31 protein-coding genes are annotated in these 22,850 nt (G+C 39.9%); 8 read left to right on the top strand and 23 right to left on the bottom strand.

The genetic code is table 11. The annotated features are described in order from the left end of the window. Nucleotides 1-103: 103 nt before the first annotated feature. The 4 genes from darG to ACGTNH_RS03775 form a co-directional block, all read right to left on the bottom strand. Nucleotides 104-1,132, bottom strand: a complete 1,029-nt coding sequence (gene darG / locus ACGTNH_RS03790) for a type II toxin-antitoxin system antitoxin DNA ADP-ribosyl glycohydrolase DarG (RefSeq protein WP_394585078.1) — start codon at nucleotides 1,130-1,132, stop codon at nucleotides 104-106. Nucleotides 1,133-1,144: 12 nt separating this feature from the next. After that, nucleotides 1,145-1,615, bottom strand: a complete 471-nt coding sequence (gene darT / locus ACGTNH_RS03785; RefSeq protein WP_394585077.1) for a type II toxin-antitoxin system toxin DNA ADP-ribosyl transferase DarT — start codon at nucleotides 1,613-1,615, stop codon at nucleotides 1,145-1,147. A gap of 312 nt (nucleotides 1,616-1,927) precedes the next feature. Continuing rightward, the gene (locus ACGTNH_RS03780) at nucleotides 1,928-2,788 is read right to left on the bottom strand and encodes a PhzF family phenazine biosynthesis protein (RefSeq protein ID WP_394585076.1); all 861 of its coding nucleotides are present in this window, start codon (nucleotides 2,786-2,788) and stop codon (nucleotides 1,928-1,930) included. Nucleotides 2,789-2,964: 176 nt separating this feature from the next. Beyond that, nucleotides 2,965-3,327: a gamma-type small acid-soluble spore protein gene (locus tag ACGTNH_RS03775; RefSeq protein WP_394585075.1), complete on the bottom strand. Its 363-nt coding sequence runs from the start codon at nucleotides 3,325-3,327 to the stop codon at nucleotides 2,965-2,967. Between the two features lie 1,023 nt (nucleotides 3,328-4,350). Here ACGTNH_RS03775 and ACGTNH_RS03770 point away from each other — a divergent pair. Further along, a complete protein-coding gene (locus tag ACGTNH_RS03770; RefSeq protein ID WP_394585074.1) occupies nucleotides 4,351-5,208 on the top strand; it encodes an MBL fold metallo-hydrolase in 858 nt (285 codons plus the stop codon). A gap of 65 nt (nucleotides 5,209-5,273) precedes the next feature. Here ACGTNH_RS03770 and ACGTNH_RS03765 read toward each other — a convergent pair whose 3' ends face one another. From ACGTNH_RS03765 to ACGTNH_RS03745, 5 genes are all read right to left on the bottom strand, one after another. Further along, on the bottom strand, nucleotides 5,274-5,651 hold the full coding sequence (locus tag ACGTNH_RS03765) for a hotdog family protein (RefSeq protein ID WP_394585073.1): 378 nt from the start codon (nucleotides 5,649-5,651) through the stop codon (nucleotides 5,274-5,276). A gap of 15 nt (nucleotides 5,652-5,666) precedes the next feature. Further along, nucleotides 5,667-6,464 (bottom strand): AraC family transcriptional regulator, encoded by a 798-nt coding sequence (locus ACGTNH_RS03760; protein WP_394585072.1) that lies wholly within the window; start codon nucleotides 6,462-6,464, stop codon nucleotides 5,667-5,669. A gap of 16 nt (nucleotides 6,465-6,480) precedes the next feature. Then, nucleotides 6,481-7,056, bottom strand: coding sequence for a LysE family translocator (locus ACGTNH_RS03755; protein WP_394585070.1), 576 nt, complete (start codon nucleotides 7,054-7,056; stop codon nucleotides 6,481-6,483). 138 nt (nucleotides 7,057-7,194) lie between these two features. Then, on the bottom strand, nucleotides 7,195-7,761 hold the full coding sequence (locus ACGTNH_RS03750) for a sugar O-acetyltransferase (RefSeq protein ID WP_394585069.1): 567 nt from the start codon (nucleotides 7,759-7,761) through the stop codon (nucleotides 7,195-7,197). Nucleotides 7,762-7,861: 100 nt separating this feature from the next. Beyond that, nucleotides 7,862-8,272, bottom strand: a complete 411-nt coding sequence (locus tag ACGTNH_RS03745; RefSeq protein WP_394585068.1) for a MerR family transcriptional regulator — start codon at nucleotides 8,270-8,272, stop codon at nucleotides 7,862-7,864. Between the two features lie 224 nt (nucleotides 8,273-8,496). Between ACGTNH_RS03745 and ACGTNH_RS03740 the strand changes: the two genes are divergently transcribed. After that, entirely contained in the window at nucleotides 8,497-9,537 is a 1,041-nt protein-coding gene (locus ACGTNH_RS03740; RefSeq protein WP_394585067.1) for an NAD(P)-dependent alcohol dehydrogenase, read from the top strand. A gap of 101 nt (nucleotides 9,538-9,638) precedes the next feature. Here ACGTNH_RS03740 and ACGTNH_RS03735 read toward each other — a convergent pair whose 3' ends face one another. The 3 genes from ACGTNH_RS03735 to ACGTNH_RS03725 are packed head-to-tail and all read right to left on the bottom strand — an operon-like array spanning nucleotide 9,639 to nucleotide 11,730. After that, on the bottom strand, nucleotides 9,639-10,421 hold the full coding sequence (locus ACGTNH_RS03735) for an aminoglycoside adenylyltransferase domain-containing protein (protein WP_394585066.1): 783 nt from the start codon (nucleotides 10,419-10,421) through the stop codon (nucleotides 9,639-9,641). Nucleotides 10,422-10,465: 44 nt separating this feature from the next. Continuing rightward, nucleotides 10,466-10,981, bottom strand: a complete 516-nt coding sequence (locus tag ACGTNH_RS03730) for a GrpB family protein (RefSeq protein WP_394585064.1) — start codon at nucleotides 10,979-10,981, stop codon at nucleotides 10,466-10,468. A gap of 5 nt (nucleotides 10,982-10,986) precedes the next feature. Next, a complete protein-coding gene (locus tag ACGTNH_RS03725; RefSeq protein ID WP_394585063.1) occupies nucleotides 10,987-11,730 on the bottom strand; it encodes a hypothetical protein in 744 nt (247 codons plus the stop codon). Nucleotides 11,731-12,102: 372 nt separating this feature from the next. On the opposite strand from ACGTNH_RS03725, the gene ACGTNH_RS03720 reads away from it, so the two are divergent. After that, nucleotides 12,103-12,285, top strand: coding sequence for a hypothetical protein (locus ACGTNH_RS03720; RefSeq protein WP_394585062.1), 183 nt, complete (start codon nucleotides 12,103-12,105; stop codon nucleotides 12,283-12,285). A gap of 46 nt (nucleotides 12,286-12,331) precedes the next feature. Here ACGTNH_RS03720 and ACGTNH_RS03715 read toward each other — a convergent pair whose 3' ends face one another. The 5 genes from ACGTNH_RS03715 to ACGTNH_RS03695 all read right to left on the bottom strand — a co-directional run bounded on the left by ACGTNH_RS03715 (nucleotide 12,332) and on the right by ACGTNH_RS03695 (nucleotide 13,903). Then, nucleotides 12,332-12,583 (bottom strand): DUF3953 domain-containing protein, encoded by a 252-nt coding sequence (locus ACGTNH_RS03715; RefSeq protein ID WP_394585061.1) that lies wholly within the window; start codon nucleotides 12,581-12,583, stop codon nucleotides 12,332-12,334. A gap of 221 nt (nucleotides 12,584-12,804) precedes the next feature. Further along, entirely contained in the window at nucleotides 12,805-12,903 is a 99-nt protein-coding gene (locus ACGTNH_RS03710; protein WP_394585060.1) for a putative holin-like toxin, read from the bottom strand. A 34-nt stretch (nucleotides 12,904-12,937) separates the two neighbouring features. Continuing rightward, entirely contained in the window at nucleotides 12,938-13,075 is a 138-nt protein-coding gene (locus tag ACGTNH_RS03705; protein WP_394585059.1) for a hypothetical protein, read from the bottom strand. After that, on the bottom strand, nucleotides 13,072-13,284 hold the full coding sequence (locus ACGTNH_RS03700) for a hypothetical protein (RefSeq protein WP_394585058.1): 213 nt from the start codon (nucleotides 13,282-13,284) through the stop codon (nucleotides 13,072-13,074). The genes ACGTNH_RS03705 and ACGTNH_RS03700 overlap by 4 nt, the downstream gene beginning before the upstream one ends. A gap of 76 nt (nucleotides 13,285-13,360) precedes the next feature. Beyond that, the gene (locus ACGTNH_RS03695; RefSeq protein WP_394585056.1) at nucleotides 13,361-13,903 is read right to left on the bottom strand and encodes a GNAT family N-acetyltransferase; all 543 of its coding nucleotides are present in this window, start codon (nucleotides 13,901-13,903) and stop codon (nucleotides 13,361-13,363) included. 342 nt (nucleotides 13,904-14,245) lie between these two features. Here ACGTNH_RS03695 and ACGTNH_RS03690 point away from each other — a divergent pair, with 342 nt between their 5' ends. After that, nucleotides 14,246-14,467: a GNAT family N-acetyltransferase gene (locus ACGTNH_RS03690; protein ID WP_394585055.1), complete on the top strand. Its 222-nt coding sequence runs from the start codon at nucleotides 14,246-14,248 to the stop codon at nucleotides 14,465-14,467. Nucleotides 14,468-14,473: 6 nt separating this feature from the next. Here the strand turns inward: ACGTNH_RS03690 and ACGTNH_RS03685 are convergent, their stop codons facing one another. Continuing rightward, nucleotides 14,474-14,953 carry a YjdJ family protein gene (locus ACGTNH_RS03685; protein WP_394585054.1) on the bottom strand — a complete coding sequence of 160 codons (480 nt, stop codon included), beginning with the start codon at nucleotides 14,951-14,953 and terminating at the stop codon, nucleotides 14,474-14,476. A 243-nt stretch (nucleotides 14,954-15,196) separates the two neighbouring features. Beyond that, nucleotides 15,197-15,925 (bottom strand): L,D-transpeptidase family protein, encoded by a 729-nt coding sequence (locus tag ACGTNH_RS03680; RefSeq protein ID WP_394585052.1) that lies wholly within the window; start codon nucleotides 15,923-15,925, stop codon nucleotides 15,197-15,199. A gap of 662 nt (nucleotides 15,926-16,587) precedes the next feature. Here ACGTNH_RS03680 and spoVB point away from each other — a divergent pair. From spoVB to ACGTNH_RS03660, 4 genes are all read left to right on the top strand, one after another. Beyond that, on the top strand, nucleotides 16,588-18,117 hold the full coding sequence (gene spoVB / locus ACGTNH_RS03675) for a stage V sporulation protein B (protein ID WP_394585051.1): 1,530 nt from the start codon (nucleotides 16,588-16,590) through the stop codon (nucleotides 18,115-18,117). A 174-nt stretch (nucleotides 18,118-18,291) separates the two neighbouring features. Continuing rightward, nucleotides 18,292-18,606, top strand: coding sequence for an ArsR/SmtB family transcription factor (locus ACGTNH_RS03670; protein ID WP_394585050.1), 315 nt, complete (start codon nucleotides 18,292-18,294; stop codon nucleotides 18,604-18,606). Nucleotides 18,607-18,690: 84 nt separating this feature from the next. Then, a complete protein-coding gene (locus ACGTNH_RS03665) occupies nucleotides 18,691-19,119 on the top strand; it encodes a DMT family transporter (RefSeq protein WP_394585049.1) in 429 nt (142 codons plus the stop codon). Nucleotides 19,120-19,131: 12 nt separating this feature from the next. Then, nucleotides 19,132-19,599 (top strand): DMT family transporter, encoded by a 468-nt coding sequence (locus tag ACGTNH_RS03660; RefSeq protein ID WP_394585048.1) that lies wholly within the window; start codon nucleotides 19,132-19,134, stop codon nucleotides 19,597-19,599. A 362-nt stretch (nucleotides 19,600-19,961) separates the two neighbouring features. Here ACGTNH_RS03660 and ACGTNH_RS03655 read toward each other — a convergent pair whose 3' ends face one another. The 4 genes from ACGTNH_RS03655 to ACGTNH_RS03640 all read right to left on the bottom strand — a co-directional run bounded on the left by ACGTNH_RS03655 (nucleotide 19,962) and on the right by ACGTNH_RS03640 (nucleotide 22,816). Then, on the bottom strand, nucleotides 19,962-20,438 hold the full coding sequence (locus ACGTNH_RS03655) for a DUF4367 domain-containing protein (RefSeq protein ID WP_394585047.1): 477 nt from the start codon (nucleotides 20,436-20,438) through the stop codon (nucleotides 19,962-19,964). A gap of 392 nt (nucleotides 20,439-20,830) precedes the next feature. Beyond that, nucleotides 20,831-21,328, bottom strand: a complete 498-nt coding sequence (locus ACGTNH_RS03650) for a hypothetical protein (RefSeq protein WP_394585046.1) — start codon at nucleotides 21,326-21,328, stop codon at nucleotides 20,831-20,833. A gap of 713 nt (nucleotides 21,329-22,041) precedes the next feature. After that, entirely contained in the window at nucleotides 22,042-22,185 is a 144-nt protein-coding gene (locus tag ACGTNH_RS03645) for a hypothetical protein (protein WP_394585045.1), read from the bottom strand. A gap of 163 nt (nucleotides 22,186-22,348) precedes the next feature. Then, nucleotides 22,349-22,816: a GNAT family N-acetyltransferase gene (locus ACGTNH_RS03640; RefSeq protein WP_394585044.1), complete on the bottom strand. Its 468-nt coding sequence runs from the start codon at nucleotides 22,814-22,816 to the stop codon at nucleotides 22,349-22,351. Nucleotides 22,817-22,850 lie beyond the last annotated feature (34 nt).

Genomic DNA, 22,850 nt, shown 5'->3' with positions numbered 1-22,850 from the left:
TTTCGGTACCTGGTACCTTTATGCTTCTTCGCTGCAATAGAGTTGCTTGATCGTTCGTTTTTTGCCATCCCTGCTTTAGTTATGTCCCGGCCTCGTTGTACAACTAATGGTATTGATACAAAACTCTTGATAAATGATCAGAAGCCTTGATGATATGCTTTGGAGGAAACAGCCTCTCCTTACGCTCGTTCCAATTTAGAACTTCTGTAATCAGTTCTTCATCAGTGGATGGTCCTGCATTCTTTTGAATCCAGTGGACGGTAGCTAACAACTCCATGCCATAAGGGTTTTCAAAACCTTTAATAATATTACTCACAATTTCAAGACGTTTATGGTTCTCTTCTTTTTGTTCCAAATATTTATGAGCTTTTGCTCCTGCAGAATTGATGAGAGTAATTTCTGAGTCTCTGTTTCGATCTCCATATCCGCGGATAAAATGGCCTTCAAGTCTCTGTAATACAAAGTTGAGGTTTTCTGCATACGGACCAAATTTATTCTTCTGAAAGTTAAGTTTAAGTGGTTCTCCAGCCTCTTGTAAGAAATAAGCGATTTTCTGGATTTCTAACAAAGTAAGACGATAACCAGGTTTCAAGTAATTATGAAGGGAAGCCAACAGAAGAGCTCTTGCTTCTGTCATTCTTGGTCGTTTTGTACCAATTTTCATTCTTTCGGGCCTGGGACTGCCAGCTGGTTCATAAACATGAACTTCAAATGAGCTGTTCGTAAACGTTTCCTCTATAAGTGGTTTTATATCATCCCAATTTAAACCACCATTTCCACAGCCTAATGGCGGAAGAGCAATCGATTGAATATCCAATTCTTCAATGACATGTTTAAGATCCCTTAATCCCTCTGTTATATAATTCATTTTGGATTTTTCTTTCCAATGCTGCTTCGTAGGGAAGTTTATAACATATTTAGGGCCGACTAATTTATTTGTAGGTACGACATGCATCTTCCCCACCTGCACTTCACCGTTATTGCAGGCTTTCTTATACTCATGAAACACTTCGGGGTATGCCTGTTTAAATTGTAAAGCAATGCCTTTCCCCATAACACCGACCGTATTCACTGTATTAATAAGGGCTTCTGATGAATCCTCTAATAAATTACCATTTTTAAACCTAATCACGTTTCTCACCTCCTAGTAGAAAAACTGCGGTCTTACCAATACACTCATATCGTTAGAATGAGCTGATAGTATATCACTCACTATATCTTTCATTCGTTGATTATATACACCTATTCCAAGGAATAGATCTAATTCTACTTGTTGATGGACTAGAAACTCCGCTTGTCTTCGACGTTTGCGATCCGGGTTTTCTTCATTATCAAACCAATATTTACTCGACATCACATTCCAATCCACTTTATCTAAGTCTTCTAGGTCCGTAAAGAATTCTGTCAAAGCAAGAACCGCATGGCCATCTGTAAAGACAAATGGTTTATTATACTTTTGTATGATATCAGTCCTCGTTACAAAATAAATAATATCATCCTGTTTTCCATCATAACTCTCCACACGACCATTTTTTATGGCATACAGCATAGGTGATTTGGGTGCAAAGTAAAAAGGAACATAATCATGAAGCATACCATTAGGTGGCGCTTGCACTGTTGTTGTCGAACGAATATCTTGAATATTTCCGTGAGCAATATCAGCATAATGAATTTTTTAGAAGCAACTCGTGAATATGCCTCTAATGCTCCATTTTGAAGGATTGAGTTAAGGTTTCGATAGTCGGTAATATGATATAAAAGCTTATGCTCCATAAGTTCACTCCATCATAAATAAATCAAGTTAAAGTTCAGTTTACTACCTATATTTTATCATAGTTTATGCTTCTAGCTCTTCATAAAGTTTACCATGCACCGCACCATTACATCTCTCATTCAAAATTGAATTCACCAGTACTGTTAAGAACTTTTATACATTCAATTGACCTTCTACACACGTTACTGCATGCCCTCCAAGCAGGATGCTTCCGTCGTCTTTAAAGCGGACTTCCACCCGGCCATTTCGCCCAATGCAATAACCCTGACTCGCTACGTAGCCCGCTCCATCTGTAAGCTGTAACTGTTTAACCATTGTTGCTACGCAGCCATTCCCGCTTCCGCATACCGGGTCTTCTGGCACGCCTTCACCAGGTGCAAAAGAGCGGACTTCAAATGCAGCGTCTTCATTTTCCGTTGTGCTGCCAAATACAGTCACTCCAGTTACTCCTTCTGGTGTTAAAACCGTAAGCTTCTCCATGTCAGGACGCAGACTACGCACCACGTCTGCATCATCAAGCTGCAGCGTCATCCAGACGGCTCCGAGGTCGATGGTGAGTGCTGCTTTTACACGGTTCGGATCTACACCTAATGCAGTGGTAAGTTGCATTAATTTTTCTGGATCGATGGAGGTTTGCTTCGATTGTGGCAGTGTCATAAACATTTGATCACCATCAGGAATAATGGTCACTAATCCAATTCCGCTTTCCTGTACGAGACGCCCCTCTGTCTTAGGACTCAGTCCGTGTTTTTGTACAGCGTAAGCGGAGCCTAACGTCGGGTGCCCGGCAAACGGCAGTTCATTGTTAGGGGTGAAAATGCGCAGTTTATAGTCGGCTTGTGGATCCGTTGGTTCGCATACAAAAGTGGTTTCAGATAAATTCGTCCAATGCGCAATCGCCTGCATTTCTTTTGATGAGAGGTTATTCCCATCCAGCACCACGGCTACTGGATTGCCCTGGAATGGTGTGGATGTAAACACGTCTACTTGTTGAAACGGTAGTTGTTCGTTCATTATGTATTCCCTCCTATATGCTTACCTATTGTAAATTACTATACTTGATCTCCGTATTTATGTAAAAAAAGAAGAGACGGCCGTATATGTGGCTGGTCTCTTCTTATGGAGATGAGTATCTTTTCATTGAGGCGGCGGCCTCTTATCACGATCACGTGTTTTAGTTACAAAATGGCTTACTTTTTGTTTCTTTGAGATTGTTGATTTTGGCGTTTAACCTCTTGAGCATCAGTTTCAGATGCAAATTCAGTACCAAACGCAGATTGCTGGTTGGCGTTGTTCTGAGCTTGCATGTTTTGAGCGTTTTGTGCGTTTTGTGCGTTTTGAGCATTTGGGGCTTGGGCATTTTGAGCGTCTTGTGCGAGATTTTGCAGTTTCTGAGCAGCTTGTGCTTCTTTTTGAGCCATTTGCTGAGCATTTGGGCTGCCTTGTTGCTGCTGAAGCTGTTCAGCGTTTTGCTGTTCCTGCTGGGCTAGCTGCTTGCTTTCCTGCTGAAGCTTGTTCAACTGCTGGTTCGTATTTTTCTGGTTGTTTTTCATGAGATTTCCCCTTCGTGTTCGATATGTTTAGTGCAGGGCATGATCATATTTCATGCCAGTTGTATTTTGTGACAATAGTTCATTTCTATACAAATTTATTAAAAAGGAATTCTCCCTTATGCTGTCGAAAAAGCTAAGATGTACTTTATATAAGTAGAGAGAAAGTAACTGGAAAAAGCGCTTCCGTTACTTTGACCAAAATAGAATCTTGAAACCTTCGTTATGTGAATACTCTTTTACAAACGCGGTTTTCATAAGGGCACAGCTTGAATAAATGATTTTACCAGTGATCTATTTCGAAAAAGGGTTTGAGGAAACCGCGAGACTCTCCTGCAAGAAATGGGAATATGGTGCAGCCCGAAGAGGCCTACCATTTGCCCATGGAAAGGGAGCTGTTGAAGTCTCTGAAAAACTAAAAGTCAATGAAAGGTAGAATGTAAAAAGCGGCGCTTCATAAGTTTAACGATTCGTTTCACATTAGTTGTAAAAATCGTGCCTTGTATGCTTCCGTTTATTGTTCCTCATTTCAATCTTATATCGTTTTTAGCCAGACAACGTATAAATAGTTCTCTGTTAATGCCACGATAAGCGTTCGGGGATGACGCCTGCGGGAACAGCGCGAGCCGAAGATCCACTTGGTCAAGTGCTCTTCTTGACCAAGTTAGCTGAGGCCGTGCCCGCGGCAAGCATCCACCGAAAAGCGCTTCGTGAGGCTTATTAAGAATAGACAGGACTTTTTCAGTGGTCTCAGTCGTTTCCTCAAACCCTTTACACTCTATAACGCAAAGAATTTTACATCTTTAAAGTTTCTCTTCAAGTTGAGGAATTCTCCCTAAATATTGCATGAAATTATACGACCAGCGGATACTACGAGACGAGGCTGTAAGAGGAAATCGCGTGAACACGTTTTCCACGGGATACGTTTTTAACAATGACACAGCGGGAAAAGATATGTAGAAGCGATCGGATACCAAAAAAACCGATAATGCTGCGTACAAAATTCATACGAAAGGGTGAACAGCTATGGATAAACGCAATCATGACGGAATGAAGGATACAATGGATCACAAATTTATGCCGATGTTCTCATTATCTACTGGAGCAGGGCAGGAAGTGGTGCCGGGTGTTTATTATTATACCAACCAGATTGTAAACCTGTGCTGTATCGGGACCCCTGATGATTGGGTATTAGTGGATGCGGGCATGCCTGAATCCGCTGAACGTATAGTAGAAGCGATTGAAAGAGAATTCGGCCACGGGGCGCGGCCGCGTGCGATTATATTGACTCACGGTCATTTTGACCACGTCGGGTCTCTCGTTGATTTAGTGGATAAATGGAAGGTGCCGGTCTACGCTCATGAAGCAGAACTTCCGTATTTAACCGGAAAGGAAAGCTATCCTGAGCCCGATGGATCTGTTGAAGGCGGTCTTGTCGCTAAAATGTCTCCTAAATTTCCAAATGAACCGATTGATTTAGGAAGTAACGTTGAGCCGCTTCCTGCTGACGGAAACGTGCCTCATCTGCCGGACTGGCAGTGGGTTCATACGCCGGGACATACACCTGGACACATCTCATTGTTCCGTGAGCACGATCGAACGCTGATCGCCGGGGATGCTTTTGTCACCGTCAAACAAGAATCACTATATAAGGTCGTCACCCAGAAAAAAGAAGTGAGCGGACCGCCGAGATATTTGACCACAGACTGGGATTCTGCAAGAGCCTCTGTCGAGAAGCTTGAAGCCTTAAAACCAGCCACAGCCATCACCGGCCACGGACAGCCGCTAATTGGAAAAGAGCTTGCGCAAGGATTAGAAAAGCTCGTCCGCGATTTTGATAAAATCGCTGTTCCGGATTATGGCCGGAATGTGAAACGAAAGTAGTCATCTAGTGATTAATCAGGGACGAATCGACTCTTACTGTCCATTCGTCCCTTTTGTTTCATCTCTTAGAGAATGACACCTGCAAAACTCCCCTGCAGCACTGCTTTCCCCTTCTGATTTTCACAAGAAAAAGAAGCCTCGATCGCTGTCCGTTCGTCTCGTTGTTTTTCAAATTTTTCAATTTTTACGTTACAAATGATCGTGTCAGTCGTAAACACGGGACGCAAAAATTCAAAATTCGCTTGACGCGCGAGGACGTTATGGTCTCCCCCGACTTTTGTCGGAAGCGTTGCCGTTAACAGCCCCTGGACGACGAGTCTCCCCTGTTCATCCGGCGTCATATGGTGTGTGCCTGCATCGCCTGAAACTTTCGTAAATCGTTCTACGTCTTCTTCTGTAAATGTTCGTTCAAATGTGATGGTATCTCCCGCCTGCAAAGCCATTGTTATATCCCCTTTCTAAACATGTTCGATGTGTCCTCCATGGACATATGACTTATATTCAAAGGCTGTGGTACCATATACGCTCTTAAAATGTTTATTTAAATGCGTTAAATCGACAAACCCGCAATCAGCTACGGCTGAATAAATATCCCCGCTTTTCTCAATCATCTGCTTCGCCCTTTCAATTTTTCCATTAAGGTAGTATTGATACGGGGAAATTCCTGCGTGTGCCTTGAATAATCTAATGAACTGGTATTTTGACAAGCCGAGTTCTTGAGAGATTTCCTCCAGTTTCAGCCCTCTTTCCAAGCTGGCGTGAATAATTTCTTTGGCTTTGCTTATGCGTGAGCTTTCACTCGCGTGGGCTGTCGTAAAATTTGTCTGTGTAAGAGTATCTGTAAGAGATAAAAACAGTTCGCTGTACAATGCTTCCTCTTTTTCTCCTAATATTGCCTGCGCAAGATGTACAATCCTCTGTTCCAGCCGTTGGTCATAAACCACCGGTGCAGGAAAACGGACGATGTCTTTTGAGCCAAGTGCCTCCAACAGCATCTCCGGCTTAATATATAACATCACGTAATCTAGGCCGGTCTCATCATGGGCCATCCCGTCATGCGCCTGCTCCGGATTAAATAGCATGACGCCCTGCGGATAGGACAACTGCAAGCTGCCATCAAGATGGTAATGCTGAATGCCGCGGAGAGTGACCCCGATGGCATACTCCTCGTGAGCATGCTTTTTATAAGAAAATTCATGAATACTCGCGGATAACGCGGTAATATCTGCCGATTTTTTATAAGTAAAATTCTCCAATTCAGTCACCTCTCCCCTACATCCACAGCATGACCGCTGAATAAGCTAAAAACAGTGCCATAAGCACATTTGCCGCTTTATTGTACTTGCTTAACATGCTTTTGAAAACCGTACCAAACAGCACCCATGTCGTAAATGCCATGAATCCAATGATGGTAATTATTATAACACTTACGGTTACCGCAGATGCTGAAATATAGTGCGGCAAAATAAAGCTGGGAAGAACCGTCATTGTAAAAACGATCACCTTTGGATTTAAAAATTGCATGAGGAAGCCGGACATAAAGGTCCCCGTCTGCTGGATGGACGATTTTGAGGCATCCATCCTGTAGATTTGATAAGCCAGATAGAGCATATAGGCGCTGCCAAGAATCTGCATCACAATGAGAATTCGAGGGATGATCGCCAGCAGAGCCGCATTCAGCAAAGCCGACAGTGCAAGCTGCAGCCCGAACGCTATCGTGGCGCCATACGTATAATTCATGGCTTTTTTTGTCCCTAAATTGTGCGTCGTGGATAAGATGACAATATTCGTAGGTCCGGGTGTGAAAGTAATGACAAAGCAATACAATAAGAAAGATGTAAAATTCATGGAGGAACTCCTTTCTACGTGTTCTCCAGTCATCTTACATCTGTCTTGGTTTTCGTTATAGTATATTATTGCAGTCTTTAACCAAAGAGTATTCAAGCTGCAATGTTTGTAAAAGCTGCTCGACGTAACCCTTCTTATCTATTCTTCAATCGTTTTGATTACTTCCGCCGGAACACCAGCTACAATCACGTTATCAGGAACATCCTTCGTCACGACGGCCCCTGCCGATACAATCGAGTTCTCCCCCACTGTCACTCCAGGCATAATTGTAGCCGCGATACCAATCCACGCTCTCTTTTTAATCACAATGGGATGGGACACCGTTGCCCGCCTTTGCGAAGGAGAGATGGGATGATTTGTCGTCACAAGATTGGCTTTTGGCGCAATTAACACGTGATCTTCAATTGAGATACCTCCCCGATCCATGAACGTGCAGCCTTGATTGATAAAGACCTCTTTTCCTACACGGATATTCTGCCCAAAGTCTGTGTAAAACGGAGGCAGCATTTCAAAGGTTTCGTCTACTTTCTCTCCGATTAACTGACTGAACAAATCTCTTACTTCGTCCGTGGGGTGATACCCCGTATTTAATTCAGCAATCAGCCGCTGCGCCCGCTCAATCGCTTCTCCCATTTTATTAAACTCGGGATCACTCAGTGAGACGACCTCCCCGGCACGGTCTCTTTCAAAAATATCTTTACTCATAGCTAGATGCTCCCTTTCTGCGTCATTTTTATTACCGTATCACTTAGAGTTAGCTCTAAGTCAAATCGAAGGGAAGCTCAGCACCGGGTACCAGGTACCCTTATGGGGAAACCTCTATTTTATCTTCTTTATGAATATCTTCCGTGCCCGCTTCCAACGCAGTCTCGTAGTACCAGCATTTATGATTGATCAGTTCCATCGTCTTATTTAATTCTGCAAGCTGGGCTTCCACCGTCGCCTTACGTTCCATAAACATGTTATATCTTTGCTGCAGTGTGTCATCTCCATCGCCGCACCAGTCGATAAAACTTTTAATCTCTTTAATCGGCATTCCAGTCGATTTCAGACATTCAATGACTTTTAAAGCTTCGATGTCGGTTTCTTTAAACATTCGTCTTCCGTTCTCTGTCCGTTCCACAAAAGGCAGAAGTCCCTCTTTGTCGTAATAACGCAGCGTATATACGGTTAGATTCAATTCTTTCCCCACTTCACTGATCGAATATGTCTTCATTCTTTATCTCCCCTTTTCACTAGTTAGACCTCGAGTCAGCTCTAGAGTTATGAACGGATCTTAGCACGGCGTCTGCTGAAAGTCAAAGTCCTGAAATCTTCTTTTAAAGAAATAGAATGTCATCGCTTGACCTAGAGTTAACTCTAAGGATTAACATGGTTTTGTAAGGGAAAAAAGAATAGATTTTTCTCTTTAAAACTTTAATTTTTAATGGAGGTTATTAAATGGTAACTGCTAAAGCTAGAGCTGTTGACGGTTCAGACCAACCCTTTCGAGCAGCTGAAATTGAACGACGCGATCTGGATTTACATGATGTATTGATTGAAATTAAATATGCGGGAATCTGCCATTCCGACATCCATACAGCACACGGAGACTGGGGTGAGGTAGATTATCCTCTCGTTCCTGGACACGAGATTGCTGGAATTGTAACGGACGTAGGTTCTGAAGTTACGAAGTATAAGGTCGGCGACCGGGTAGGCGTCGGATGTATGGTCGACTCGTGCGGCGAATGTGAGAACTGTCGTAAAGGGGAAGAACAATACTGCCTTAAAGGAAATGTGCCTACCTATGCGGGTGTAGACAAATATGGCGAACCAACTCAAGGCGGGTATTCTACTCATATCGTCGTAACAGAAGATTTTGTGTTAAGAATTCCTGATAACATTGAACTTGACGTTGCTGCCCCATTACTTTGCGCAGGGATTACGACCTTCTCTCCGCTCAACCATTGGAATGCGGGGCCAGGGAAGAAAGTGGCGGTTGTCGGCATGGGCGGACTTGGCCATATGGCGGTTCAGATTGCCCACGCCATGGGTGCAGAAGTGAGTGTTCTTTCACGAACGTTGAATAAAGAGGAAGATGGCTTACAATTTGGGGCAGAAGGCTATTACGCCACGACGGATCCCGAGACATTTACAAAGCTCGCCGGCTCCTTTGATTTGATCATTAACACGGTAAGTGCGCAGATCGATATGAATGCTTACCTCTCTCTGTTAACGCTGGACGGTACGTTAGTGAATGTCGGGGCGCCGGCAGAGCCATTGTCGATCCATGCGTTCTCTCTTATTCCGCAGCGCCGCTCATTTGCCGGTTCAATGATCGGCGGCATTCGTGAGACGCAGGAAATGTTAGATTTCTGTGCGGAGCATAATACCGTACCGAAAATTGAGGTTATCTCAGCTGATGAAATTGATGAAGCTTATAAGCGTGTATTAGCTTCTGATGTGAAGTATCGTTTTGTTATTGATACGAGCACGATGTAAGGATGAAGGGGATCCTCCCCCTTCATCAACTCACATATCGTAAAGCCCTCAGAAAAACATAAGCTCTTTTTCAACAGTCTTTTATTAAATCAATCGCCTTGTCACGCCCCCAGCTCCTTTACGGCATGATTAATTGAATGTTTGAACAAAAGGAGTTCATTCCTATCAAAAGAATAAAGGGCTTGGTCACTTCGATAAATGTCTAACGCTTTCTCAATGGTTCTGCTTATTTCAGCAGGGAATGCAGTAACTCCCCATTCCCCCGCTTCTTCCTTTGATACGACAGCCCCCTTTTTTACATATAACAAAAATCGCAGCATATTTAACGTACAATAAATGGGATCTTCCTCTATATTTTCAAGGCATTCTTCATAATCACCCATAATGGAAGAGAGGTAGTCGGCTGGAGGAATCTCAGGAAACACCTCAGTAATTGGTGGTCCTGTAAGGCAGATACCCCGCTGATTGATGACGTAAATATGTGCGGCTAGATCAGGATCTCTTTTTATTTTTTTATGTATGAATATGGAGGGGTCTCTTGATAAAGCAGCTCGCCAATGCTCGCTGTAATGAAATTCAAACGGAAAAGGATGAGCATTTTTACGTAATTGTTCTCGAAATAAAAAGCTGATTTCGATGGGGTAAGGATCGTTAGAGTTTTTCAAAAAAAGTTCGGTGAGCTTTATTTTTGCTTCCTTCGTTATTGGATACTGGGTGATGACGAGTAGATCGAGATCGCTGCTGTGGGGGTTGAATCCGCCCATTGACAGTGAGCCGTGCAGGTAAAATCCGAGGGGCTGATCAAGGATGTATGTTGTTTCTTTTACAAGACGCCAAACGAAATTCTTTAGGTTGGAAGGGGCATTGTTCCAGTCATAAGTCATAGAAGCACCACCTCGTCTATTCCGATTTCCCAAAGAAAACACTCTTATCCTCTCTCAAACCAAACGAGCGCTTTCCTCTCAATTTTCCTCACCAGCTCTTCTTTTCCCTTGATGTACGACGCTATATCATAAGGGAACTGCCGGGCCAGCTCCTGTTTTAATTCTCCATACTGCTGTCTTTCATCGGGATGTGTTCTGAGGTAATCCCGAAATGCCAAATGCCGCTTGATCTCACAGCTGCCTTCTTCGTAAAAATGAACATGATGCGAGCGTTGATCGCCGCCTTTTTCAAAATATCTGCGCTGCGGGTTGCCATTCTCCCCCTTAGGCGTGTAGCCCAGCTGCTTCATTTGTTCATTAAATTGATCTACGTTGGAAATGTCTTTGACGACGGGCATGAGGTCAAGAATCGGTTTCGCATGGAGCCCCGGCACAGAAGTGCTGCCAATGTGGTGGATTTCAAGTATTTCAGTCGGGAATACCTCACGCAGCTTTTTCGCTTCTTCTAAAAACATCGTCGGCCATTTTTCCTGATAAGGTTCAACTTCGACTTTTCTCAAAAAAATCACCTTCCGTCCATGTTAAAAAATAAGGTCAACGGGACCTTTCTTCCTTCATGGTGCCACGCATGATAGGTCTTAAATACCTGGTGAATATCGTTCCCAAACTGACCTTCGACTAAATCTCTTACAGCGAGGAAGCTCCGCCAATAATCGAACATTATGCTCGTCAAGCTGCCTTGATAACTGGCATGGCCGAACTCATCCAGGGGATGATCGCCGTACCTGTCGTTAAACATGTCGACCAATTGCGACTCCACCTGTGCGATCTCTTGAAACTCAGACTCACTCAGCATATATTTTCTCGCTAAGTAAGCACACATCCCCTCTTCAAACCAGATGCTGGCCTCCCGCTCTTCATCAAACTCATCAACAAATAAATCAATGTGATGCGTTAACTCATGACCCGCGATGGTAAGTAATTGGTTGAGCGGCAGGTTGTGATAATACGCTTCAATTCTAGCGTTCCTTTTGTCCTCCAGCTGATCAAGGAACAGCTCCTTCCACGCTGAAACTTCAGGAGAAAAGTAAATACTATCTTTATTCGTAAAAGCGGGAATGGGAAGCTCGGAAAATACGCTCGTCGCTGCCTCCTTTGATGTCCACACGAATGCTTTAGGCAGATCATTAAGCGCAAAGTTTTGTTCTAAGTATTTTTGATAGTCGGTGAGTTGATCTTTGAAGTCTTCGATGACGGCTTCGTGTTGTTCATATTCTGTTTTAGTTTCGAACACGTAGATATGTTTCATGAAACGCCGCTCCTTGTAAAAATTATGACTTAAGAATCTCTAATAAATTTCAAGGTTAAACCAGAAAGAATGAGCGATACGGCAACCATTACGGGGATGACAAAAATGATGGCCAAGAGGTTTGTTTTATAATTAATCGGTACAAATATCTCCCATAGTTCCCCCACCATGTTCCATAACACGATAAAGAACACGAGGGTCATAGTAAATCACTTTTTCAAGTAGCTTTCTCATCTTTATCTTCCTTTCAAAAGGGAAGCTCAACTCTTCGATCATAATTTTACCGTTCTCCTATTATTTTGAAAATAGAGGTTTTCGGGTATAGACATATATTCCTACATACGATCGGAAATGGGAGGAGGAAAAGCAGCCTTGAGTAAAAGAAAAAAGAAATATATCGAACTTATCATTGTTTTCGTTCTCTTTTTATTAGTTACCCTTTTTACAAGATTACAAGATTACCTGCTTGTTGCATTAGTCACCTGGTTCTTATTAGAGGTATTGTCTATCGAATTTGCTCATCGGAAGAAGAAAAAGTCCTCAGATAATTATTAAGGTGCTAATCTGAAACTGCTGACACGGCCATATATAATTTTCTTCTCTAGTTTACGAAGAACCATTCTATAGACACAAAAAAGGCAAACAGAGCCGTAATGATGCACAGGTATCCCCTAAACCCTTTCTGGTTTTTCTGGACTTCAATCCATCCTGAGGTCAATGTTGAAATCCCTACAATCAATAACAAATAAGCCATTAATTCGTATCGTTGAAACACTAAAACATAACAAGCTAAGGCTGCACCAATTACAGACAAAACTATTCTGAGGGTATTCAGTACCTTTCTCTTCATCATGTGAATCACCCCAATCCAATGGATTCGCTGCCATACCATGGGGCAGCTCGTGTGTTTATTTCTGAGAAAATGTGGTATGATATAAGTAACAAACCATATAATAAAGAAATGACCACAGCGCGAACTGTGGTCAGATAGATACCCACTCTTCTGATAGGGGATTGGCGTTATCTATTCTGTAGAGAAAAAATAGCCCTTACCCATTTTGCCGAACAGGGGGGCTATTTTTTTGTGCTAAAAATAGCGACAACGACAGCGATTAACGTTATGATCAATGAAGAAAAAGAAATCATAAGCGTTAAAGCCTCGAAGGTTGTCATGGAATCACCCCCTCAGGGGACAACTCCAACCACCCTATCCTTTACCAAAATACGACTGAGTATCTATCCCTATTATACCATAATCATCCATTAACACCTTTAAATCCCCAAATAAAAACTCTTTGTTACCAAAGTTCTTCAGTCTCTTTTCCTCTGCTGGCGTGGTGTTCATCCAGTGGTATGCTCCTCATTTTTTGTGCTGTTCTTTTTCTTATAAATCACGTAAATTACGTTGCCGATCACGATCAATAAAGCCCCCGTCAGTGACCCTAATATAGAAAACGGACCAAGCTTAAATATGAGACTTGCAATCGTCCCCCCAATAAACATCATTAAAGCATACCAACTAAGACGCCATTCAGAAGATAATGCACCTTTCATATGTTCTTGCTCCCTTCTTTGATATCATATATCTAAACATAACAGCCTCTGTACCAGACCCTTAGCTGATCTTTTTCTAACGTAATCTCCCCATCAGTAAAGTATTGTAGTACTTCCCATCAGATAACATTTTGTCTTTTTGTAAAATTCCCTCTACTTTAAATCCGTTGTCTTTATAGATATTGATAGCTTTCTCATTTGTTTCGAGGACATTTAATGTCATTTTAATTATATGATTAGAATCCGCCCAGCTAATCGATTCTTTAAGTAAGTTCTTTCCTATCCCGTATCCCCAAAAGTCCATTAACACACCCACACCAAATTCCACCTTATGCGAACTTCGCTGTAATTCATTTCCTTCGCATCTAGAGAATCCAGCAATCCCCCCATTCACTTCAGCTACTAAAAATAGATGGTTTAGCATGTCTGAGTCCTTTTGAATAATTTCTTTAAAGTTTTCCTCGTTTATGTACGCTTCTCCATGCACTCTATCCATATTTTCAGTTTCACCATCAATTTGTAACCTCACTTCCGACAGTGCTCTAGCATCTCTCAACTCAGCAGACCTTATCGTGTAATGCAGATTACGAACAGCGTAATCTCTTGACGTTAGGATCACTGTAATTACCCCCCTATTATAATTACTATATACTTCACTCTATATTACATATATTGGAGATGATCGTTTTGAAGCCGGATGCTCTTCTTTCTACAGTTCATTTAAGAGAGTACAGTGAGAAGTACAGAAGCCAGTTATCCAACTTTTATCTACCCGAAAGCCAGCTCGAATTCACCAGCTTGCCTTTAGAAAAAATCACTAGTCCCGAAGTGAACAGCTCCACCATCCACGTGCTCATCATGAGTATGAACAAGCCGTCTGGTTATTTTTCCTTGGAAAACGGTGAAAAAGTTAAAAAGTACAGCAGTAATCCAAATGCTAGAGTCTTAACATCTTTTTCAATTGATTCAAGGAAAAGGAATAGCCACACAAGGGTTAAAGCTTCTTCCTGCCTTCGTTAAAGAGGCTCTTCAAGATGTCGATGAAATTGTGCTAGGGGTTAACGAAAGAAATGTGCCAGCAAGAAACTTATATTTAAAAACTGGTTTTGTAGATAAAAATCAAATCTACAATGGACCTAAAGGACCTCAGCACATTCTCCATTTAAAAGTGAAAAAGAATTAGTCCTGCTTACCTATTTCCGAGGCGGATTTTATGAAATCTAGTAAAATACATAAGTAATGCAAAACATAAAACGAGAAGGCCGCTTCCCATAAAAGTAATCGTTAAGATTTCTCCGCCCCTTGTAGCCGCGTTCATCAGGAAGAAACTAATGGTGAGTAAGGCACAGCCGCAAGAAGCGAGGTATAACATGAGCCATTTAGAATAATCCTTTAACAAGCGATAACCGATTAATAAAATTAAATATATACTACTGATCACCATTACCGTTGGGAATACGGGGTGGAATTTCGCAGCGTATACAAAGTAATCCAACTGAGAGATGTGCTCATCACTTCGTACTTCTCCCGAGAGCATTTGGGAAAAAAGAGTCGAATACTCCCATTCCCACGGGTTATCTAATAGAGCACTTCCCTCATACCATGTTACAAAAGTAGAGAAAGCCAGAATGACTAGTAAAATACTAGCCTGTATTAAAAACCAATGCATACAACCACCTCTAGAATTATGTTCACTTACACTACGGTACAACTTCAAAAGGGTTTCATTTTTCATTGATTTTTAAATTTCTCAGGTTGTCATTTCTTCATAATAATGGAGATAAAGAACCTCTCTATACTGAACAGATATTTACCGGGAGCGAGTAACCCTGAGGTTTATTTATTCAAAATGTATGCTTAACTTTTAAGAATTTATGAATTTTAAAGGTATTGAAAACAACATGACTTTTTATTATTTATTAAAGAGGGCCGACCTTGTGTTAGGTCCTACAATACCATCAACCACTAAATGATTTGTTTTTTGAAACTTCTTTACAGCGCTTAATGTCTTAGGTCCAAATAATCCATCCGCAGTTATATGAAGTATTCTCTGTAGAATTTCTACTGATTCCCCTTTACTGCCATAATATAAATTTTCACTAAATAGTGCTTGTACACCCCCATAATTTGCCGCTAATGCAGGGAAAGAGGAAGAAGAGCTTGTAATATAGATGGGAATATTTTCATCAGCCCGCTCATACAACCAGATAACATCTTGGTTGTACATACGAATACAGCCACTGGAGGCAAATGTTCCAATTGAAGAAGGCTTGTTTGTTCCATGCACGCCATAAGTATTTCCGGAAGTATGCCCCCAATCCCCCGGAACTTCAATTCCAAGCCACCTCGCTCCCAGGGGATTACGGGGATCACCGCCTGGAATATTTCCTTTATACCAAGGCCTGTTTTTCACTTTATTTACGAGAGAAAATTTTCCTTCCGGGGTTAAACTTTTTGTACTTCCAGTGGCTACAGGAAATACCTTTTGAAGTCTACCCTTTTCAAAGAAAGCTAGTTGGTTATTACTTTTATTAATAATAATTGCTTCGTTTTCTGCAGCTTCCACAGGTACGGCTATTAATCCTAGACTTAATACTAGAATTCCCATTATCAATCCAATTTTTTTTGCCAAATGGGTCATCTTTTCCCCCCTATTTTTCTAAGATGTATATATCATCTAAGATTTGTCTTTGTTTTGTAACAAAATTGTAACACAAATGAAATATTATTCCCTTGGTAAATTCAGGGTGGCATAGGGGAAACCCCACTAAAAGCGAGCAAATGTTTAAAAACCTTAAGCGGATAGCCTTTCAGGGAAACTTTTGTGTAGAAGAGCCGTTAAATCAAATGAGCTATAAGAAGAACCAAAAGCAAAAGTCATCCAACTTTCTAATAAATAAGAAAGACACGAATCAAAAGCTTCGCTTTTAACTCGTGCCGTTCAATGGGCAACAGTTCCGATTAATTAAATTATAAGATTACTCCGACTAATGAATTTAATGGGGCTCTTGTTCACTCTGCAGCAATTCTGAGTGAAGTGGGTAAAAATGTCGATACCTGATCCCCGTTCTGCTAACGTGGTAACGGACTGGGGGTCAGGTATCTACATAATCTACATATTACTTTCATCCATTTATAGAAAAAGGAACCAAACATTGTTCAAGATCTGCCCCCAATTCATGAAGACTTGAATTCAAGATGAATAACTATACACCCCTCAATTTAACTTCTTTTAAAACAACAGAATTTATCCTCTTTCCCCTCCATATAAATGACATATGGACAAGATAAGAGGTGGAGGGATTGACAAAGCAAAGCTTAATGAAAGGAACAATAATCCTCACTACTGCAGCTTTGATTACAAAGATACTTGGCTTTGCTAACAGTATAATTATGGCGAAACTAATCGGCCCAGAAGGTGTGGGACTTATTATGATGGCACTGCCCATTACAGGTCTTTTGATTACCCTAACGACATTGGGTCTTCCGGTTGCCATATCCAAACTTGTAGCAGAAGCTGAGGTAAATAATGATTACAAAAAAATTAAGAAAATACTCATTGTTTCTTTATGTACCACAAGTTTTCTTGGAGTATTTATTATGCTCGGATCGCTTATAGGAGCAAAATATCTTGCTTCCATATTTTTAACTGATGAACGCGCATTGTACCCGATGTTAGCGGTAATCCCTATTATACCAATTATAGCTGTTTCTTCGGTGATAAAGGGTTATTTTCGCGGAAAACAGAATATGACTCCTTTAGCTTTATCGCAAATCATCGAGCAGATTGTCAGAATAACTTCCATTGTTTTATTGGTGAAATGGTTATTACCCTATGGTGTTGAAATGGCTGCGGCAGGCGTGGTCATATGTGGGATTATAGGTGAAGGAGTATCTTTGCTTTATTTATTGTCTGTCTTTAAATGGTACAAGCGCAAAAAGATTATATTTTATCAATCCGTTCATAAACATTTCGGGAAAGGGAAACAAATTCTTTTTGATCTCCTTCAAACAGGAGTGCCTACAACTGGTAATGGCTTATTACACTCCATTATAGGAGTGTTTCAGCCTTTTCTTATTACGAATTGTTTAATCATAGCTGGTGTTGGAACAGCACTAGCAACAAAACAATTTGGTATCCTTATGGGGTTTGTATTCCCCTTATTAATGTTGCCAGGTTTTATTACACACTCCCTGGCTGTCCCTCTTATACCAGCAATTAGCGAAGCAAATGAAAAGTTTCAGTTGAGCCTAATACAAACACGGATACAACAAGCTATCAGGATTGCTTTAATAGTAGGTGTTCCTTGTACGGTTATTTTGTATATGTTCTCCCACGAACTCACTACAGTTATATATAACTCACCTGAAGCTGCCATTCTCCTTAAAATTATGGCTCCCTTTTATTTCTTGCAGTATTTCCGTATTCCTTTACAATCTGTCCTTATTGGACTAGGAAAAGCAAATATTGTATTTATAAACGACTTAATAGCATCCTTGTTCAAATTAGGAGTTATATTTATGTTAGCTACTCAAAGTACTATGGGGATAATTGGGGTATGTCTTGCCTTTAGTGCAAGTGTGGTGTTAGGAACTTCTCTTCACTTTGTGTCTATACACAAAGCAATTGGAGTTATAATCAAACTAAAGGACTTTATAAAAGTAGCCACTGCAGGTATATTTCTAGGCTTTGCAGCTTTTTATAGCTATGACATTCTACATTCTTTCCAATTAACCAAAGTGATACTTCTTTCCATATCATGCACGATTTCTATGTTTATTTACATGTTTCTTTTAAGGGTGTTCAATATCCTCCCGTTGCAACAAAAATAAGATATGTCAACCCTGTACTAAAATTATATGTCGGTACCTGACCCCCATTCCCAGAAAGGAATATAGCAACTTTAAAGTTCAGGGGGGGTAACTCTACCTCATTTAAATCTATGGCAGATCCTCTTAGTTTCTGCTGTTTGACATATCGGAAAACCTCGATATATAATGTGAACCATGGAACCAATCGATATATTTAAGGCGTTATCAAACGAAACTCGACTTAACATTTTAAAATGGTTGAAGGAGCCTGAGAAGCATTTCCCTAAACAAGGCGCTCACCTGCCAAAGGAGGTTAGTACTGAAGGGGGAGTATGTGTAGGGGATATTCAGGAAAAAGCTAAAACTTCTCAATCTACGGTTTCTCACTACTTGAATATGATGCAGAAAGCTGGGCTGCTTGAATCGGTTCGTTATGGTCAGTGGACGTATTACAGAAGAAATGAAGAAAACATTCATCAAATAGCTGAATATGTAAAGACAGAAATCTAAGTTAAGTGATTTCTGTTTTTTATAAGTCTTTATATCGATTTTTCTAGATATATAAAAATAAAGATATCAGAGGGGAGAGATTTCATGCGTTATTTCTCATATATACTTGCGTTATTAGCCGGGGCAGCCCTGAGCTTTGAAGGGGCGATCTACGGCGAATTAGGAAAAACGATTGGAGAACTGGAAACGAGTTTTTATAACTTTTTTGTTGGTTCTATTATCATCGGAATATTATGGATTTTCTTTGGAAAAGGGAGACTTTCCTATACAGTAGAAGCTCCTAAATGGACATTGCTCGGAGGTGTTTTAGGAGTTCTGTATTTAACATCTATTGTCATTAGTGTTCCATTTGTCGGGGTCGGAATAACGATGGTTGCTGTCATTATTGGACAGTTAGTCATGAGTATGATTATCGAGCATTACGGATGGCTGGGAAGCGCGAGGTCTAGCATCAATAAAGAAAAAATATTTGCTGTCATTTCTATGATTATAGCGCTGATCTTAGTGAATTAAGGAGGTATGGAAATGGGTATATTAATGATTTTATTTACTTTATTTGGGGGTATGACGTTAAGTGCACAATCCGCTGTTAATGGTACATTTAGTCGTAAAGCAGGGACATTTGAAACGACATTTTTAACCTTCTTAACAGGTTCAATGTTTCTAGCTCTATTAATTCTATTTTTTGGACAAGGGAATCTGCTTGCCATTTTCGAGGTGCCTAAATGGCAATTAAGTGCCGTATTTTTAGGTGCATTGTTTTTACTCTTTATTGTTATGGCTGTGCCTAGAATCGGAGTCATTGCCACCAATATTACTGTGATTATCGGGCAGCTTGTCATTGGTATTGTGATTGACCATTTCGGCTGGTTTAATAGTTTAGTTATCCCTTTAGACTGGAAACGTTCGGCTGCCCTCCTGTTTATGCTTATTGCTCTTTATTTTATTTACAAAGGAAATAAAAGGTCGAGAGAACAAACAATTTTAACATAAATATATTAATAAAACGCTGCAGCCGTTGCATTAGGTTGCAGCGTTTCTTCTATTCTTTCACAGAATCCTAGCTTGTATTTCCATTGTTTCTCCCGGTCAAGACTAAGCCCTCTCAACCAAATCGTGTCGATTATAACTAAGTTGCCCAATGACTATCATAGCGCTGCTAATGTCGGTACCTGACCCCCCAATCCGTTACCACGTTAGCCGAACGGGGTCAGGTATCGACATATTACTTTCATCTATCTATAGAAAAAGGAACCAAGCATTGTTCAAGATCCCCCGATAATATAAGAATCGAAATTGAGATAGTATCACCCATCATGGCATCCAATATCAATGAGTCAGTATAATAAATATAGTCATTCGATTAAGTAAAAACTATCAGCAACTTGGATTAATTCTTCTTTAGGAACGCCATCTTCATATGTAATTAATTCATAGTAAACCTTATCTTTTTCCCATTTTAATATCTTTGAATTTTCGTCCTCTCTCTCACCATATTTGCCCTCAAGGTTATCGTTTATCCTTACACTTTCTTCTGTAAAATCAAATGCATTTTGCATCTTTGCAGCACTAAAAGTGGTCTTACCTTTATCTGGACTTATAAAGGTAACAAATAAGAAGTTTTGTTTCTCTCCAGATATGCTTTCCACTTCCACTTGTGTTTTGGATGGGTTAAAGGGAAGGATCCTAGGGATTTCAGGTTTAAAAGACAACTCATTAAGTGCTTCATTTAATTTTGTTTTTTTGTATTCAATAAAGCCACTTGTTGAGTCATTACTGCATCCGATTAAGACCAAAATCATTGCAATGAATAAGAATATATACTTCTGCATAATAACTACTCCTAACTTTTTAAAGCCGATATCACTGTTTTTTTTCGTAGAACAATCCTTAATTGTTCTTTTCTAACTCTTTAACGCGTTCCTCTAAGTTAGCCACCCTTTCGGTTAATTCGCTATTGGAGCTCTTTAGTCTGCTTAAAATTCCTCTGAATATCGTGATAAAAAATAATAGTAGAACTATACATCCTAAAATATATCCTACGATGATTTCCATATGAAGATCTCCTTCCATTTTCCTCTATCTCTTTTACTGAACGAAAAGATAATCACCATGTTAAGCCATTGCCCCAGTTAGTTTAATAAGGTGTTATGCAAAAATGATCATTAACTCTTAATTATTGTAATGTCCTCTTATTTCAGAATACAATATCCAAATAATTGTTTTAAAAAAGAAAAAATATACCAAAAAACAACACTACCGTCCATATAAAGGAAGTATGTATGCTTTTGTTAATACGATTGTTATTTCTTTGTTTTTTGTGCTCAATCGAAAAAATAAATAGGAATATTAAAAAGAGAAAATATATAAGGAAGAAATAAAGGAGTGACCTCCATTGTTCAATCCAGCTCATAATGGGGCCAATAGTTCCACCCACCAAGAACAGAATTACGGATAAAATACCTACTGAGATACTGATTTTGGGCATCAAACTCCAAAAGGATCGTTCAAAAATATTGTTTCTCTTTTTTGCCTCAAACAAAAAAATTAAATAGAAGCAAGATAAAACTGCTGTTACGATACTAAATGTGATGTAAACATTGTTCACGGGGGTCCAACCAGTTGAAGAGCTTACCAGTCTGTTAACAGCAATCAATTCTAAAGTTGCCATCAATATTCCTATAACACCCACTGTCAGGATTTGAAATACTAACCATTTCACTTTCTAAACACCCCCTAGCCATACGCAAAAGTTCTAATAACGTCCTCATTTCTAATCTCCCACCTCTTTTATTGAAGCCCCAGATTCTTGAAGACTCGAATTCGAGACACTTTGTAGTTAATCTTGAACTAACGCACCCGTTCTTCACGTCTCTTTTTTAGTTCCTCGGTCTGCTCAAGAATATTATTGTTGACTTTTCTTATTGCGTCATATTTTGCAAATAAACCAGCAAATAGTAGTACCAAAATCAATAATTCCAATTAGTTTCCTTCTTTCTTTTATGTATTAACATTTTACGAATGTACCCGTTTGTTGAAGATTACTTAATGTTTCTTTTCCTATACTTATCGATAAATTTTAGTATTAAAAATGATGTAACAACTAATAGGATAATCCCAATAAAACTAACCGAAAATCCATTTTCTTGCAGTGTTATAGCATTAAACATATCCGTATCAAAGAGTAACCCTATTAAGTAATACATAAAGTACACAACTAACATTACAACTATAAGACGTAACCAATACAATAATTTCACACCCAACTATATCTAATCAATTTCTAGTTTTTTATTTTGCTTATTGAATTATTCTGCTCCGTTAGCACGATAAGCGATAGCAACTATGCAGCTATCGCCCCCAATAAAGGAAGACTTGATTTCGAGATATTGCAGCAGATTTTCAACTAACGCACCCGTTAATTCGAGATTTTTTTCACAACTTATCCTCTAGATCATCGATTCTTTTTTCAAGTTCTTTTACATTATTATTACTATTCAACACTGTCGTAAAAGCAATAATGCCGAAAGTGAACCCCATGGTTCCAAAAACAAACCCCAAAATTTCGAAAACTTCCACATCATCACCTCCCTATTTTAGATTTTAAGACCATACCTCTTCATTTATTCATTCCTCACCCATTCTGCTCCGTCAGTTAGTTAATGTAATTCCAGGATATTCCTTGCGCTTATGTAATAAAGGGCTAATGCTTATTGAACAATCGCTCCCTTTAATGTAATAACTAAAGATCTTTCTTCATGGTGACAACTTTTATATTTATACCATTTTGTTTATGTACAACCTCTTCATCGTAAACATCATAACCTATGGAGCTATATAAATTTATGTTCTTTGTCCCACTCCTACGAACTTTACATCGAATTGAAGGTAGGCCTTCCTTATTTGCATAATTCTCTATTAATTTTAAGATCTTTTTTGCAATTCCTTTTCCTCGTTCTTTTGGAATAACTGATAAACGATAAAAATATAGGACCTTATTTTTAATGTGAAATCGCACCATACCAACTGGTTTATTTCCTTCATAAGCTATAAGCCCTTTTTCACCTTCCTCAAGGGCCTTAGAAACTGATTGAGCAGTTTCTTCTAAGGCACTCGACGGAGGAATTTCTTGGTTATACTCCATAAATGCCTTAATCATTAATTCATGAATTATTGGACCATCTGTATTGCTTGCGAAATTAATAATCATTTACTCCCCCCTTATTTGTAAGACTTGATACTAA

The sequence above is a fragment of the Halobacillus sp. B23F22_1 genome, assembly GCF_043497005.1.
Classification (GTDB): Bacteria; Bacillota; Bacilli; order Bacillales; family Halobacillaceae; genus Halobacillus_A.
The sequence above is the reverse complement of the archived record's forward strand: the minus strand, read 5'-3'. Positions and strand labels throughout refer to the sequence as shown.

Bases quoted from the DNA above. Each gene is read 5' to 3' on its own strand.
- ACGTNH_RS03670 (WP_394585050.1), top strand. From the start codon at position 18,292: ATGGAACCAATCGATATATTTAAGGCGTTATCAAACGAAACTCGACTT.
- ACGTNH_RS03710 (WP_394585060.1), bottom strand. From the start codon at position 12,903: ATGACAACCTTCGAGGCTTTAACGCTTATGATTTCTTTTTCTTCATTG.
- ACGTNH_RS03640 (WP_394585044.1), bottom strand. From the start codon at position 22,816: ATGATTATTAATTTCGCAAGCAATACAGATGGTCCAATAATTCATGAA.
- ACGTNH_RS03780 (WP_394585076.1), bottom strand. From the start codon at position 2,788: ATGAACGAACAACTACCGTTTCAACAAGTAGACGTGTTTACATCCACA.
- ACGTNH_RS03700 (WP_394585058.1), bottom strand. From the start codon at position 13,284: ATGAAAGGTGCATTATCTTCTGAATGGCGTCTTAGTTGGTATGCTTTA.
- ACGTNH_RS03705 (WP_394585059.1), bottom strand. From the start codon at position 13,075: ATGAACACCACGCCAGCAGAGGAAAAGAGACTGAAGAACTTTGGTAAC.
- ACGTNH_RS03750 (WP_394585069.1), bottom strand. From the start codon at position 7,761: ATGAGTAAAGATATTTTTGAAAGAGACCGTGCCGGGGAGGTCGTCTCA.
- ACGTNH_RS03735 (WP_394585066.1), bottom strand. From the start codon at position 10,421: ATGACTTATGACTGGAACAATGCCCCTTCCAACCTAAAGAATTTCGTT.
- ACGTNH_RS03655 (WP_394585047.1), bottom strand. From the start codon at position 20,438: ATGCAGAAGTATATATTCTTATTCATTGCAATGATTTTGGTCTTAATC.
- ACGTNH_RS03770 (WP_394585074.1), top strand. From the start codon at position 4,351: ATGGATAAACGCAATCATGACGGAATGAAGGATACAATGGATCACAAA.
- ACGTNH_RS03665 (WP_394585049.1), top strand. From the start codon at position 18,691: ATGCGTTATTTCTCATATATACTTGCGTTATTAGCCGGGGCAGCCCTG.
- ACGTNH_RS03725 (WP_394585063.1), bottom strand. From the start codon at position 11,730: ATGAAACATATCTACGTGTTCGAAACTAAAACAGAATATGAACAACAC.
- ACGTNH_RS03660 (WP_394585048.1), top strand. From the start codon at position 19,132: ATGGGTATATTAATGATTTTATTTACTTTATTTGGGGGTATGACGTTA.
- ACGTNH_RS03745 (WP_394585068.1), bottom strand. From the start codon at position 8,272: ATGAAGACATATTCGATCAGTGAAGTGGGGAAAGAATTGAATCTAACC.
- ACGTNH_RS03680 (WP_394585052.1), bottom strand. From the start codon at position 15,925: ATGACCCATTTGGCAAAAAAAATTGGATTGATAATGGGAATTCTAGTA.
- ACGTNH_RS03765 (WP_394585073.1), bottom strand. From the start codon at position 5,651: ATGGCTTTGCAGGCGGGAGATACCATCACATTTGAACGAACATTTACA.
- ACGTNH_RS03775 (WP_394585075.1), bottom strand. From the start codon at position 3,327: ATGAAAAACAACCAGAAAAATACGAACCAGCAGTTGAACAAGCTTCAG.
- ACGTNH_RS03755 (WP_394585070.1), bottom strand. From the start codon at position 7,056: ATGAATTTTACATCTTTCTTATTGTATTGCTTTGTCATTACTTTCACA.
- ACGTNH_RS03685 (WP_394585054.1), bottom strand. From the start codon at position 14,953: ATGCATTGGTTTTTAATACAGGCTAGTATTTTACTAGTCATTCTGGCT.
- ACGTNH_RS03740 (WP_394585067.1), top strand. From the start codon at position 8,497: ATGGTAACTGCTAAAGCTAGAGCTGTTGACGGTTCAGACCAACCCTTT.
- ACGTNH_RS03715 (WP_394585061.1), bottom strand. From the start codon at position 12,583: ATGATGAAGAGAAAGGTACTGAATACCCTCAGAATAGTTTTGTCTGTA.